Raw genomic sequence first — 14114 nt, 5'->3', positions numbered from 1 at the left:
CGTGCGAACCGACGTCCCCGCGCCCGCCGACGACTCCGACGACAGCGGTCACCGGTCCTGCTCCGCGGCCACCAGGCGCCAGCCGCGGCTGCGGGTGCGCCGGTTCCAGAACTCCGCGTACCGGCCGTCCGCGGCCAGCAGCTCCTCGTGCGTGCCGCGTTCGGCGATGCTGCCGTCGTCGAGCACCAGGATCTGGTCCGCGGCGACCACGGTCGGCAGCTTGTGCGCGATCACCACCAGCGTGGAGGTGCGCATCAGGCTGCGCAGCGCGTCCTGCACGTAGCGCTCGTTCTCCGGGTCCAGGGCGGCGGTCGCCTCGTCCAGCAGCACGATCGGCGCGCCCTTGAGCACGGCCCGCGCCACCGACACCCGCTGCCGCTCCCCGCCGGAGAGCGAGGCGCCGCCCTCGCCGACCGGGGTGGCCCAGCCCTGCGGGAGCCGTTCGACGATCTCGTGCACGCCCGCCAGCCGCGCCGCCTCGCGCAGCTCCTCGTCGGTGGCGGCGGGCCTGCCGATGCGGATGTTCGCCTCCAGCGTGTCGTCGAACAGGTACACGTCCTGCATCACCAGCGACACCTGCTCGGCGAGCCCGGCCGTGCCCAGTTCGCGCACGTCCGCGCCGCCGACGCGCACCACCCCGGAATCCACGTCGAAGAACCGCATGATCAGCCGGGTGATGGTGGTCTTGCCGGAGCCCGAGGCCCCGACGACCGCGGTCATGGTGCGCGGGGGCACCCGCAGCGTCACGTCCCGCAGCACCGGGTTCGCCGGGTCGTAGCCGAAGCGGACCGCGTCGAACTCGATCTCGCCGGGGCGGGTGACCTCGGCGGCCGCGGCCGGTTCCGCCAGCGGTTCCTCGTCGAAGATCTCCGCGAGCCGCCGCAGGTCGTTGCCGGCCATCCGCACCATGCCGCTGAGCCCGGCGACCTCGGTGAGCGGGCCGACGAACCGCGCGGCCAGCGCCAGCAGCGCCACCAGCGTCACCGGCTCGATCGCGGACCCCAGCACCAGCGCCACCCCGACCGCGACCAGCGCGGCGAAGGACAGCTGCACGGCGAGCCCGGAGGCCAGCAGCCGCGGCATCGTCTCGGTGAGCATCCGGCCCGCGGCGCGCCCGCGGCCGTCGATGGCCTCCTCCAGCGGCGCGTAGCCCTCGGCGCCGCGGCCGAACGCCCGCAGCGTCTGCTGGTTGCGGGCGAACTCCACCACGCGGTTCCCGGCGAGCGCGTCGGCGGCGTCGCGCTGCTGCTCGGACCGCCCGATCCAGTGCGCGGACCAGCGGTGCGTCAGGTACAGCAGCGGCGCGGCCAGCACCATCACCAGGCCGAGGCGCCAGTCGAGCACCAGCATCGCCACCGCCACCGTCGCGGGCGTGACGACACCGCTCACCACCGGGGTGAGCAGGTGCGCGAACACGTTGGTGACCATGAAGGTGCCGCCGGTGGCGCTGCGGGAGAGCCTGCCGACCTTCTCCGAGCTGAACCAGCCCAGCGGCAGCGAGGCCACGTGGTCGCCGAGGCGGCGGTGCAGGGTCCCGAGGGTGACCAGCGCCAGCCGGAAGCCCTGCATCGCCTGCTGGTAGCGGGCGACGCAGGTCGCCAGCACGGCGACCGCCAGCGCGCCCAGCCAGCGCCAGGCGGCACCGGTGTCACCGCTGAGCACGGCGCCCAGCACCGGCACCAGGAAGGCCATCGCCAGCCCTTCCAGCACCGCGTACCCGACCAGCCAGGCCAGGTAGGAGCGCAGCGCACCGCGGTGCTGCGGACCCAGGATCGTCGCCAGGTGCCTGATCATCGTGCTGCTCCTCCCCCGTCGGGCGCCCCGGCGGTGCTGTCGGTGGTCGACTCGTGCTCGGCCCACATCCGCGCGTAGCGGCCGTCCGCGGCGAGCAGTTCCGCGTGCGTGCCCTGCTCGGCGACGCGGCCGCGTTCGACGACGACGATCCGGTCGACGTCGGTGATGGTGGACAGGCGGTGCGCGATCACCAGGACGGTGCGGCCGCGCGCGACGGCGGACAGCGCCTCCTGGATCTCGGCTTCGGACTCCGGGTCGGCGTAGGCGGTGGCCTCGTCCAGCACCAGCACCGGGGTGTCGGCGAGCAGCGCGCGGGCGATGGAGACGCGCTGCGCCTCCCCGCCGGAGAGCACCGCGTCCTCGCCGATCACCGACTCGTAACCGCGGGGCAGCCGGGTGATGCGTTCGTGGATGCGGGCGGCTTCGGCGGCGGCGACCAGTTCCCGCTCGGTCGCGGCGGGCCTTCCCAGCCGCAGGTTGTCGGCGACGGTGCCGTGCAGCAGCTGCACGTCCTGCAGCACGAACCCGACGTGCCGGTACAGCTCGGCGGGAGCGATCTCGCGGACGTCGACGCCGCCGAGCCGGATCGCCCCACCGGTGACGTCGTAGAACCGCGGCAGCAGCTTCGCCAGCGTGGACTTGCCCGCGCCCGACGGGCCGACGAGCGCGGTGACCGTGCCGGGGCGGCAGGTCAGGTCCACGCCGCGCAGCACCGGTTCGTCCGCGGCGTAGCCGAACTCCACGCCGTCGAACTCGACGAGGTTGCCCTGCGGGCTGCGCGGTTCCGCGGCCACCGGCAGCGCCGGGGCGGACAGCAGTCCGGACAGCCGTTCGGCGGCGGCGACGGCCTTGCGCTGCGCGGTGAAGCCCTGGTTGAGGGTGAGCAGCGTCGAGGGCAGCACCACGGCCACCAGCACCTCGGCGAGCACGTCGATCGGCGTCACCCAGCCGCGCTGCACGAACCAGGTGCCGCCCGCCACGCCGACCAGCGCGATCACCGGCACCGACAGGGCCATCGAGGTCAGCGCCTCCAGCCGCAGCACCGGGCGGACCCACCCGGCGTAGCGCTCACCGAACTCGTCGACGGCGCGCCGGTAACCGGCGTGCGCCCGGCCGGTCTGCCCGAACGACTTCACCACGGCGATGCCGTGCACGAACTCCGCGATGGCGGCGCTGACGCGGGCGAACCCGGAGTCCATCTCGCGCATCTTGTCGGCGAACCCGCGCATCATGAACCCGTAGGCCACGAAGTAGATCGGCAGCGTCGCCAGCGCCAGCAGCGCCAGCCGCCAGTCCACCCACAGCAGGTAGGCCAGCCCGCCGAGCGGCAGCACCACCGCCCCGGCCAGCTCCACGTCGTGGTGCGCGATCAGGTGGTGCAGGTCGTCGACGTCGTCCTGCGCGGCCTTGCGCACCCGGCCCGAGTTCGTCTCCGAATACCAGCCGAGCCCGACCTCGCCGAGCTTGCGGACCAGCCTGCGGCGCAGCTCGGCCTGCATCCGGCCGTCGGCCAGGTGCGTGATCCACAGCGCCGCGCCGGTGCAGCTCCAGCCCAGCACCGTGCCGACCGCGATGACCACCGCGGTCCAGGCGACCCGGGTGGCGTCCAGCGGCCCCGGCGCCAGCAACGTGCGCCCCAGCTCGGCGATCCCGACGAACGGGGCGAGCGTGGTCAACGCCCCGATCCCGCCGAGCAGCACGCCGAGCCGCGTCATCGGCGCGATCGGGCGCCGCAGCTCGGCGAGCGCCGAGGTCCCCTTCTCTCCGGCGGCTGTGGTCATGCGTGCGCTCCCTGCTCCTCGACGTCCGCGCGCAGCGGTTCGGCCAACCGGTCCGCGACGATCTGCACTTGTGGGGGTTCGATGACGCTGAAGTGGTCGCCGGGCACGTCGGAGACCGCGAACCCGCCGAGGCAGGTGCGTTCCCAGAACGGCGCGGCGAGGTGCCCGACCCCGGCGGTGAGGCCGAAGGTCTGCTGCTGGTCGGCCCGCAGGAACCGCATGTCGCCGGCGTAGGGCTCCGGGTCGAAGCGAGCGGCGATCATGCTGTGCCTGCACACCCGGAACAGGGTCGGCACCATCTCCGGTTCGACCGGGACGCCGGCGTTCTCGGCGGCGGCGCGGGCGTACTCGGCGAGCCGGTCCCGCTGGTCGATCCGGGCCCGGCGGGTGGCCGCCTCGGCGACCGCGGTGAGCCCCGGGTCGTCGCGCAGCGCGGCGATCGCCCCGGCCGGGACCTTGCCGGAGCACTGCTCCATCAGCGTCCGCACGGCGCGGTGCACGTCCGCGGCGTCCACTTCGGGCCCGAAGACGGAGGCGACCGGGTCCAGCCCCAGGTTCGGCACGAAGATCGATTCGAAGGCGAGTTCCTCGTCGGTCTCGATGAACATCGGGATGCTGTCGACCAGCGTCAGGTCCACGACCTCCAAGCCCCGTTCGGCCAGCCGCCGCGCCACCTCGGTGGCCAGCAGCCCGCCGAGGCAGTAGCCGACGAGCTGGAACCGGGTGTGGCCCTCGTCGACGAGCCGCCGGGCGTAGTCGTCGGCGACGCGGGGGATCAGGTCCTCGGCGGGGATCGCGCAGTACGCGTCCCAATCGGCGACCGCGAGCCCCACCACGGGGCCGAGCCGCTGCTCGGCGAGCGCGGCGCCCAGGTGCTGGAAGTAGTCCATCGTGCCGAGCGCCGCGTGGAACAGCACCCGCACCGGCCCGTCGACGTCCTGCGGCCCGAACGGCACCAGCAGCGAGCCGCCCCGTGCCGCGCGCACCGGCGCCACCTCGGGTTCCCGCCCGGCTCGCAAGGCGGCGAGCAGCGCGGTCACGGTGGGCTCGTTGAGCATCTGGCGCAGCAGCGTGTCGTAGGCGAAGTCCGCGGCCTCCGGGACCTCCTCGCGCAGCCGGCCCGCGACGCGCGCCAGGATCAGCGAATCCGCGCCGCGGTGGTAGAAGTTCTCGTCCGGCCCGATCCGCTGCACGCCGAGCGCGGAGGACCACAGCGCGCACAGCCGCGCCGCCAGCTCGTCCCCGCCGTCCACATCGGACTCGACCGCGGTGCCGACGGGTTCGGCGGGCCGCCATCCGGCCAGCGCCGCCCGGTCGATCTTCCCGTTGCGGGTGACCGGCAGCGCGTCCACCAGCTGCAGGTGCGCGGGCACCATGTGCGCGGGCAGCCGCTCCCGCAGGAACCGCTCCAGCGCCGCCGGGTGCGGGGCCGCGCGGTCGGTCCCGACCCGCGCGGCGAACAGGTGCATCCCCTGCGCGGCCATCGGGTGTTCGTCACCGGGCAGGCACAGCACTTCTTCGGCACCGGCCTCGGCGAGCAGCGCGCGCCAGCGGTCCCGGTCCAGCAGGGTGCTCGCGCCGCGCTCCCGGTCGCCGTCCGCCGGATCCATCATGAAGCCCTGGGTGAGCAGGATCTGCGGGTGCTCGCCGGTCGGTTCGGTGAACACCAGCCAGCCGCCGGGGACGAGCAGTTCCACGGCGGTGCGCAGCGCGGCGGCCACGTCCCGGGCGCTGTTGAGCATCCCGGCGCACAGCACCACGTCCGCGGAGTTCGGCGTCGCGCCCTGCGCCCGCAGGTCGCCGTCCACGTCGAGCAGGCCGAACCGCAGCCCGGGCACTCCGGCGAACTCCTCCCGCGCGGCGGGCAGGAAGAACGGGGTGACGTCGGTGAACAGGTAGTCCACCTCGAACCCGTCGAGCAGCGGCAGCACCGCCGAGGTGGTCGCGCCGGTGCCCGCGCCGAGTTCCAGCACGCGCAGCGGTTCCGGTCCGTCGTGCCCGGCGGCGATGCGGTGCAGCACGGCGGCGGCGCCGTGGTTGGCGTAGCGCATCGCCGGGTCGTCGCGGTAGACCGCCCGCGCCGGTTCGTCGCGGCCCTGCGGGAACAGCAGCTCGAACGGGTTCTGCTCGTCGTCGAGCAGCGCGTGCAGGCGGCCGACGTGATCGCGCTGGTAGCGCACGAAGTCCGGGGTGCACAGACCGCGCTCGCAGTGCCGTTCCACCTGCCGCCAGGCGCGTTCCACGTCCTCGCCGGAGACGTCCGCGGCGATCCGCAGCAGCCCGTCCTGCTCGGCGACCTCACCGCCGTCGAGGAGGCAGCGCAGCCAGCGGCGCACCAGCCAGCGGTGCCGCTCGTGCGGCTGGGCGGCGTCGACCACCGCGTCCTCGGCGCGCGGGGCGGCGAAGGCGCCGCGGGCGCGCAACGCGTGCAGCATGGACAGCCGCGCCGCGCGGTGCAGGTCGTGCAGGTACCGCTCGACGTCCTCGGCGGCGATTCCCGCGACCTGGCGGTCGGCGAACTTCGCCGCGGCGGTGCGCAGCCGTTCCCGGCCCCGCTCGTCGCGGTCCGGCTCGGCGACGCGGGCGGGTTCGGTGAAGCCGAGCAGCGCTCGCTCCCCGCCCTCATCGGCGACGACGACGGCGGCGGCCGCACCGACCTCCGGGTGGGCCAGCAGCGCGGCCTCCACCTCGCCGAGTTCGATGCGGTGGCCGCGGATCTTCACCTGGTCGTCGCGCCTGCCGAGGAACTCGATCTCCCCGCCGGGCAGGTAGCGGCCCAGGTCGCCGGTGCGGTAGAGCCGCTGCCCGTCGGCGGGATGCGCGACGAACCGGTCCGCGGTCAGCTCAGCGTCCCCGAGGTACCCGAGCGCGAGACCCGCGCCGGTGATGCACAGCTCGCCGGGAGTCCACACCGGACAGTCGCGCCAGTCCCCGTCGAGCACCCGGAAACCCTGGTTCCGCAGCGGTGTTCCGTACGGGATGCTCGTCCACGACGGGTCCACCCGGTCGATCGGGTGGTGGATCGACCAGATCGACGCCTCGGTCGCACCGCCCAGCGAGACCAGCTCGGCGGCCGGGGCGAACCGGGCCAGCTGATCGGGCAGCGTCACCGGGATCCAGTCGCCGGACAACAGGCCCAGCCGCAGGCCCGGCAGCACCGCGGGCTCGGAATCCAGGTAGTTCACCAGCATCTGCAGCTGCGCGGGCACCGAGTTCCACAGCGTCACGCCGTGCTCGGCCACCAGTTCCGCCCAGTGCGAGGGGTCCGCGCCGCGCTCCGGGTCGGGCAGCACCAGCTCCCCGCCGGCGGCGAGCACCCCGAACACGTCGTAGACGGACAGGTCGAAGCCGAGCCGCGCCAGGCCCAGCACCCGGTCCCGCTCGGTGACGCCGAACCGCTCGGTGATGTCGTCCACGGTGTTGCGCGCGGCGCGGTGGCTGATCACCACGCCCTTCGGCGCCCCGGTCGAACCGGACGTGTAGATCACGTAGGCCGGGTCGTCCGGCGCGGTCGCGGGCCGCGGCGGCGCGGTCGCGGCGGGTTCGAGCCGGTCCAGCTCGGTCACCACCAGCTCGTCCGGCAGGTCGGTGGTGCGGGACCGCACGAGCACCCGGCGCACCCCGGCGTCGGCGAGCACCCGGTCCCGGCGCACCCGCGGCTGGTTCGCGTCGATCGGCAGGTAGCAGCCGCCGGCCAGCAGCACGCCCAGCACGCCCACGACCTGCTCGGGACCGCGGTCGACCAGCACGGCGACGCGCTCCCCCGGTTCGATCCCGTCGAGCCGCCGCGCCACCTCGGCCGCGAGCCCGGCGAGCTCGCCGTAGCGCAGCGCCCCGCCCGGGTGGCGCACCGCGATCGCGTCCGGTTCCCGGGCGGCGCGCGCCAGGACCCCGTCCTGCAGCAGACCGTCCGGGACCGGCCCGGCGGTGTCGTTGGCGCGAGCGCGCTCGGCCCGCTGCCACTCCGGCAGGCCCACCGGTTCCGGCAGCTCCCACGCGGCCGGATCCGCGGCCAGCGAGCGCAGCAGTTCCTCGAACGCGGCGAACATGTCCGCGACGAGCCCGTCGGGGAAGATGCCGCGGCGGACGTCCCAGTCCACCACCAGTTCCCCGGACCCGTCGTTGACCTGGCAGTCCAGGAAGACCTGGGGGGTCTGGGTGATGCCCTCGCCGAGCACGCGACCCGCACCGGACCCACCGCTGGGCCCGAGACCGAGCGCGCTGGTGAACACCACCGGCATCAGCGCCGCCTCCTGGCCGCGGGCGCGGGCCAGGTCGCGGATCACCTCCACCCCGGAGTGCAACCGGTGGTCCAGGTCGGTGAACAGCCGCGCGCCGAGCCGCTCGGCGCGCTCCCCCAGCGAGGTCCCGGCCATCCCGTCCACGTCCAGCAGGCTCACCGAGGTGAAGTCGCCGACAAGCCGATCCACCTGCGGGTGCAGCGGCAGCCGGTTCAGCAGGGTGAGGTTGAGGGTGAAGCGGCGGCGCGCGCTCCAGCGGTCCAGCACCGAGGCGTAGGCCGCGAGCACCGCGTTGGCGGCGGTGATCCCGCGCGCCCCCGCCTGGGTGCGCAACCCGTTCCAGTCCTGTTCGGACAGCCGGAACCGGTGCCGGTCGAAGCGGACCTCACCGGCGCCGCTCCCGGTGCGCATCGGCAGTTCCGGCGCGGGCGGCAGATCGTCCGCCTTGGACTTCCAGTACTCGCGGTCGCGGCGGTACCGGGCCGTGTCGCGCAGCCCGCGCTCGGCGAGCAGGTAGTCCCGGAAGGTGATCTCCAGCTCGGGCAGCTCGGCCGCGCGGCCCGCCAGCACCAGGTCCAGCTCGTCCAGCAGCACCCCGGCGCTGCCCCAGTCCGCGATGAGCGAGTCCAGCGAGAAGTGCAGCAGGTCGCCGTCGTCGGTGCGGGTCAGCCGCAGCTCGAACAGGGGCCACACCGCGGTGTCGTAGCGCCGGTGCCCCAGTTCCTCCCGGACCGCGGCCAGGTGCGCGGCGACCGCGTCCGGCCCGGCACCGCGCAGGTCGGTGCAGGCCACCTCGCAGCGCGGCACCTCCGGCAGCACCTGCTGGTAGCCGTCGGCCGACACGGTGGCGCGCAGCATGTCGTGCCGCCCGATCAGCAGGTTCCACGCGGCGACGACCGCGTCCGGCTCCAGGCTCGGGTAGCCGACCTCCAGGTACCCGTGGCAGGCGACACCGCCGTAGCCGAAGGAATCGCGCCTGCCCAGCAGGTACGCGGTCTGCACGTCGGTGAGCGGGAACGGTTCGCCGCGGGCGCCCGGGTCGGCGCGCACCTGGCCGGCGTCCTGCTCGCGGTCCAGCAGCGCGAGCACCTCGTCCTTGCGCGCGCGCAGGGCGTCGCGGTGCTGCTGGGTGAGCACGCCCTTCGGGGCGCGGAACCGGATCTGCCCGTCCTCGCTCCACAACCGGACGCCCAGGTCCTGGAGCTCGGAGATGATCTCGTCAGCGTTCATGGGTGCGGCACTCCTCGCCGGGCACGGGGGCGGTCGGGGCTGGGTCGGTCTGGACGGGTTCGGTCGGGGGCGGTTCGGTCAGGGGCGGTTCGGCCGGTTCGCTCGGATCGGCGTCGCGCGGACGGCGTGCCGGCCGCCGGTCCAGCAGCCGCAGCGCGGCGGCCTCCGGATCCGGGGCCAGCAGTTCGGCGGTGGGCCCGGCCGCGGCCGTGCCCCCGGCGGCGAGCACGAGCACCCGGCCCGACCGGCGCGCCGCGATCTCCGGGTCGTGGGTGATGAGCACGACGCCGAGCCGCAGCCGCTCGCGCAGCTCGTCCAGCAGGTCGAGCACCTCGTCGCGGGTGTCCGCGTCGAGCGCGGAGGTCACCTCGTCGCAGACCAGCACCTCCGGGCGGCCCGCCAGGGCGCGGGCCAGTGCGACCCGCTGGCGCTGGCCGCCGGAGAGCTCGCCGGGGAGCCGGTCGGCCAGGTCGGCGGGCAACCGGACCGCGTCCAGGAGCCGCCGGACCTCCGCCGCGCGCTCGCCCGCGTCCTGCATCGAGCGCAGCAGCCGCAGCGGCCGGTCCAGCGCGGTGCGCACGTCCTGGCGCGGGTGCAGCGCGTCGGCCGGGTGCTGCGCCACCAGGGCGATCCCGGCGCGGCCCCGCCGGTCACGTCGCCGCACGTCCGGGTGCAGCGGTGCGCCGCGCAGGAGCAGTGCACCGGCCCCGGCGGGGTGCAGGCCGACGATCCGGCGGGCCAGGGTGCTCTTGCCCGCGCCCGAGACGCCCAGCACCGCGACGCAGTCGGATTCGCGCACGTCCAGGTCGACGCCGGCGAAGACCTCGCGCGACCCGTGGTGCGCGGCGAGCCCGCGCACCCGCAGCAGGTCGGCGCCCGCGGACGCCGGCGGGTGGAGCGGTGGTTCACCTCCGGCCCGGTCCGGGGTGCGCCGGGGCCGAGCCGGCACCGCACCGGCCCCGCCGGGCCGGGCGTCCGCCCGGGCCGGGACCACCGCGCCGTCCTCGACCGCCACGACCCGGTCCACCTGGGACCGCAGCGCCGCGACGTCGTGGCTGATCCACAGCAGCGCCACCCCGTCGTCCCGGGAGCGCGCGATCTCGGCGGCCACCTCGCGGCGCGCCAGCACGTCCAGCGCCGTGGTCGGTTCGTCCAGCACCAGCAGGCGCGGCCGCCGCGCGAGGGCGGCCGCCAGCACGACCCGCTGCTGCTGGCCGCCGGAGAGCTGGTGCGGGTAGCGCTCGGCGAGCGCGGCGTCCAGGCCGACCCGGTCCAGCAGCCCGGCGACGTGCTCGACACGGCGCCGCCGCGGCACCGGGCCGGTGATGGTCAGCAGGGTGGAGCGGACCGTCGCGTACGGGTTCAGCGCGGCACCCGGGTCCTGCCCGACGTAGCCGACGAGCCCGCCGCGCACCCCCGGCCCCGGCTCGGGCAGCACGTCCCGCCCAGCGACGAGGCTGCGGCCACCGTCGTGGCGCAGTCCGGGCCGCAGCGCGCCCAGCAGCGCCAGCGCCATCGTGGTCTTCCCGGAACCGGAGGCCCCGACCAGCCCGACGGCCTCACCGTCCATGATGGACAGATCGACGCCGCGGAGCACCGGGGCCCCGCCCGCGGAGACGAACAACCCGCGCAGTTCGGCGATCACGCGATCACGCTCCTGGCCCGGCGCCCCGCGCCGTCGGCGATGAAGTGGGTGCCGACCGCCAGCAGCGCGATGCCCAGCACCGGCGCCAGCAGCGCCCACGGCTGCAACGACACCCCGGGCAGCGCCTCCACGATCAGCAGTCCCCAGTCCGAATCGGTCCCGCTCAGCCCGAGGAACCCGGCCGCGGCGGCCAGGTACACGGCGGAGACGAAGCGCAGCACCGCGTCGGCCAGCAGCGGACCGGCGACCAGCGGCAGCACTTCGCGGCCGAGCAGCCAGCCCCAGCCCTCGCCGCGCGCGATCGCGGCCTCCAGGTGACCGCGCCCGAGCACCTGGTCGGCGGCGGCGCGCGCCACCCGCGCGGTCAGCGGGGCGCCGGTGAGCACCACCGCCAGCACCAGCCCGGTGCGATCGGGCAGCGCGGTGAGCACCAGCAGCAGCACCAGGATCGGCGGCACCGCGGCCAGCACGTCCAGCGGTCGCAGCACCAGCGCCGCCGCCCAGCGCCGCGAGCCGGCGACGAGCGAGGCGAACAGCCCGGCCAGCGCACCCACCGCGGACCCGACCAGCGCGGCGAGCGCGCTGGTCAGCAGCAGCGGCCTGCCGCCGTGCAACATCCGGGACAGCACGTCGCGCCCCAGGTGGTCGGTGCCGAGCAGCCCGACCGCGCCGGGCGCGGCGAACGGCGGCCCGACCGGCCTGCTCGGCGAGTGCGGGGCGAGTTCCGGGCCGAGCAGCACCAGCAGCAGCACCGCGGCGAACAGCACCCAGCCCAGCCGGATCGAGAGCGCGCGCATCACCGCACCGCCCCCGTCCGCAGCCGCGGTGTCAGCAGCACCACGGCGAGGTCGGCCAGCACCAGGGCCAGCAGCATCGCCGCGCCCAGCAGCAGCACCAGCGCCTGCACCACCGGCAGGTCCCCGGTCTGCACCGAGGAGACCAGCAGCTGCCCGATCCCCGGGTAGCCGACGATGTTCTCCACCAGCACCGCACCGCCGACGGACGCGACGGCGGTGATCAGCCACACCTGCACCGCCACCGGCAGCACCGCGGGCACCACCGCGCGGCGCAGCACGACCGAGCCGCGAACTCCGCTCAACCGCAGGAACTCCACCTGCGGTGAGTCCACAGCGGACACCGCGGCACCGCGGATCACCCGCGTCGCGTACGCCAATCCGGCCAGCAGCAGGCCGAGCACCGGCAGCACCAGCATCTCCGGCCGCAGCAGCGGATTCGTCCCCGCGGGCACCAGCGATACGGCGGGCAGCCAGCGCAGCGTCACCGCGAACAGCACGACGAGCCCGCCGGTCACCGCGAACTCCGGCACCGACACCAGCAGCAGCGCCCCCGTGGAGATCGCCCGGTCCACGACGCGCCCGCGGCGCCACGCGGCGAGCACGCCCAGCAGCAGCGAGCACGGCACCAGCAGCACCCAGGCCAGCCCGGCCAGCAGCACCGAGTTCCCCACCCGGTCGGCCAGGAGTTCGCCGACCGGCCGCCCGGTCGCCGACGTCCCGAGGTCGCCGCGGACCAGCCCGGCGAGCCAGTCGCCGTAGCGCGCCTGCACCGGCCGGTCCAGCCCGAGGTGCGCGCGCACCTGCGCGATCCGTTCCGGACCGGAGGTGGCGCCCAGCCGCGCGGTGACCGGATCACCGGGCAGCAGGTCCACGCCGACGAACACGGCGAACGACAGCAGCACCAGCAGCAGCGCGCTGATCGCGAGGCGCCGCGGCAGCGCTCGCCACCCCGCGCCGAGTTCGCGGCCCACCGGGCCGGTCCTGCCGAGGAGGCCGGATCCGCCCATCGGCCCCGGCCTGCCCGCCAGGTCGGTTCCACCCATCAGGCCAGCCCCGCCTTCCCGAAGTACGGGTACTTGGCCTGGTCCCGGATCTCCAGGCCGGCGACCTCCCGCCGGGCCATCCCGAGCACGTCGGCCAGCCCCCACACCACGGTGTTGCCGCGGTCGAACATCACGTCCTGCACGTCCTGCCAGGCGCGGGCGCGGTCCTGCTCGGCGGTGCTCGCCATCGCGCGCTCCAGCGCCGCCGCGAGCTCCGGGTCGGGCAGCGACAGCGACGGGATCCCGGCGAGGCGCCCGTAGGCCACGGCCAGCGGGTAGGTGCCGAGCGCGAAGGTCACCGAGTCGGCTTCGGCGATGGCCGAGCTCTCGAAGAACTCGGCGAGCCCGACCAGCTGGGCCTGCGCGTCGAGGCCGATCTCCCGCAGCTGCTCGACGAACAGCTGGGTGGCGGCGTTGTAGCCGTTCTCGTACTCGGCGGAGCGGGCCACGACCCGCGCGCCCGCCGCGCCCGCTTCCCGCACCAGCTCGCGCGCCCGCCGCACGTCCCGCGGCAGCGGCGGCCGGTCGTCGAAGTGCGCGCTGCCCGCGCCGAACAGGTCGTTGCCGGGCACGCCGAAGCCGAGCAGCGCGGTGTCCACCAGCGCCTGCCGGTCGACGCCGAGGCGGACCGCTTCGCGCACCCGGGGGTCGTCGAACGGCGCCTTCGTCGCGTTGAGCACGAACGCGTAGCCGGTGCGCTGCCCCGGCCCGGCGGTGCGGATCTCCAGTTCGGCGCTCGGCGCCCCGGCGCGGGCTTGCACGAACGGGATGTCGCCCGCGTAGTCGGCCTGCCCGGCGGCGACCGCGTTCACCTTCGCCTGCTGGTCCGGCAGGCTCAGCAGCACCAGTTCGTCGACGGGCGCGGGTCCGTCCCAGTGGTCGTCGAAGCGGACGAGGCGGGTCTGCCTGCCGGGTTCGAACTCGGCGACGCGGAACGGGCCGGTGCCGACGGCCTCGTCGAAGGACGCCCCGGCGCGCACGATCTTCGCGGGGAACGCGGCCAGCAGCAGCGCCGGGTCGCCGATCGGCGTCGAGGTCGGCACCCGCACCGCGAGCCGGTCCAGCACTTCCGCCCCGGCGACGTCGAAGTAGGTGCCGAGCTCGCTCGGGTACGGCCGGTCCGGCGAGGTCATGTACCGCAGGCTGTGCACCACGTCGGCGGCGCTGAACGGCGACCCGTCGTGCCAGCGCACCCCGTCGCGCAGCCGGAGGGTGAACGAGCGCGCGTCGGCGGCGACCTCCAGCCCGAGGGCGAGCGCGGGTTCGGCCGCGCCGTCGTGCAGCACGAACAGCGTGTCGTAGACGGCGCCGCTGCGGACCAGGTCGACCGGTGCTCCGCCCGCGAACGGGTCGAGGCTCTCCGCGGCCCCGGCTCCGCCGAACGCGGCGCGCAGCACTCCCCCGCGGCGCGGCACCCGGCCTGCGTCCTCCGGGACCGGGCCGCTCCCGGCGGCACCGCTCGCGCAGCCCCCGAGCACCGCACCGGTTCCGGCGGCGCCGAGCGCGATCCCGGCGAGCCGGAACAGCTCGCGGCGAGAGCGGATCATGGGGTGCCTCCTGCTTTTCCCGGTCCGGCGCGCGGT

At 75.4% G+C, this 14114-nt stretch carries 7 protein-coding genes; all 7 read right to left on the bottom strand.

Going from position 1 to position 14114, the window contains the following annotated elements:
• Positions 1 to 48: 48 nt before the first annotated feature.
• Genes H1226_RS10930 through H1226_RS10900 form a run of 7 tightly spaced genes read right to left on the bottom strand, consistent with a single transcriptional unit; the run spans position 49 to position 14078 of the window.
• On the bottom strand, positions 49 to 1794 hold the full coding sequence (locus H1226_RS10930; RefSeq protein ID WP_258348888.1) for an ABC transporter ATP-binding protein: 1746 nt from the start codon (positions 1792 to 1794) through the stop codon (positions 49 to 51).
• Positions 1791 to 3575 (bottom strand): ABC transporter ATP-binding protein, encoded by a 1785-nt coding sequence (locus tag H1226_RS10925; RefSeq protein WP_258348887.1) that lies wholly within the window; start codon positions 3573 to 3575, stop codon positions 1791 to 1793. Before H1226_RS10925 ends, H1226_RS10930 begins: the two co-directional genes overlap by 4 nt.
• A complete protein-coding gene (locus tag H1226_RS10920) occupies positions 3572 to 9046 on the bottom strand; it encodes a non-ribosomal peptide synthetase (protein ID WP_258348886.1) in 5475 nt (1824 codons plus the stop codon). The genes H1226_RS10925 and H1226_RS10920 overlap by 4 nt, the downstream gene beginning before the upstream one ends.
• Complete coding sequence (locus tag H1226_RS10915; protein ID WP_258348885.1) at positions 9036 to 10691, bottom strand: ABC transporter ATP-binding protein; 1656 nt, start codon at positions 10689 to 10691, stop codon at positions 9036 to 9038. Before H1226_RS10915 ends, H1226_RS10920 begins: the two co-directional genes overlap by 11 nt.
• Positions 10688 to 11488, bottom strand: coding sequence for an ABC transporter permease (locus H1226_RS10910; protein ID WP_258348884.1), 801 nt, complete (start codon positions 11486 to 11488; stop codon positions 10688 to 10690). The genes H1226_RS10915 and H1226_RS10910 overlap by 4 nt, the downstream gene beginning before the upstream one ends.
• Positions 11488 to 12531 (bottom strand): ABC transporter permease, encoded by a 1044-nt coding sequence (locus tag H1226_RS10905; RefSeq protein ID WP_258348883.1) that lies wholly within the window; start codon positions 12529 to 12531, stop codon positions 11488 to 11490. Before H1226_RS10905 ends, H1226_RS10910 begins: the two co-directional genes overlap by 1 nt.
• Positions 12531 to 14078 carry an ABC transporter substrate-binding protein gene (locus H1226_RS10900; RefSeq protein ID WP_258348882.1) on the bottom strand — a complete coding sequence of 516 codons (1548 nt, stop codon included), beginning with the start codon at positions 14076 to 14078 and terminating at the stop codon, positions 12531 to 12533. Before H1226_RS10900 ends, H1226_RS10905 begins: the two co-directional genes overlap by 1 nt.
• Positions 14079 to 14114 lie beyond the last annotated feature (36 nt).

It is taken from the genome of Saccharopolyspora gregorii (assembly GCF_024734405.1).
In the GTDB taxonomy this organism is placed as follows: Bacteria; Actinomycetota; Actinomycetes; order Mycobacteriales; family Pseudonocardiaceae; genus Saccharopolyspora_C; species Saccharopolyspora_C gregorii.
Note: the sequence above shows the minus strand (reverse complement) of the source record. Positions and strands in the feature narration are given on the sequence as shown.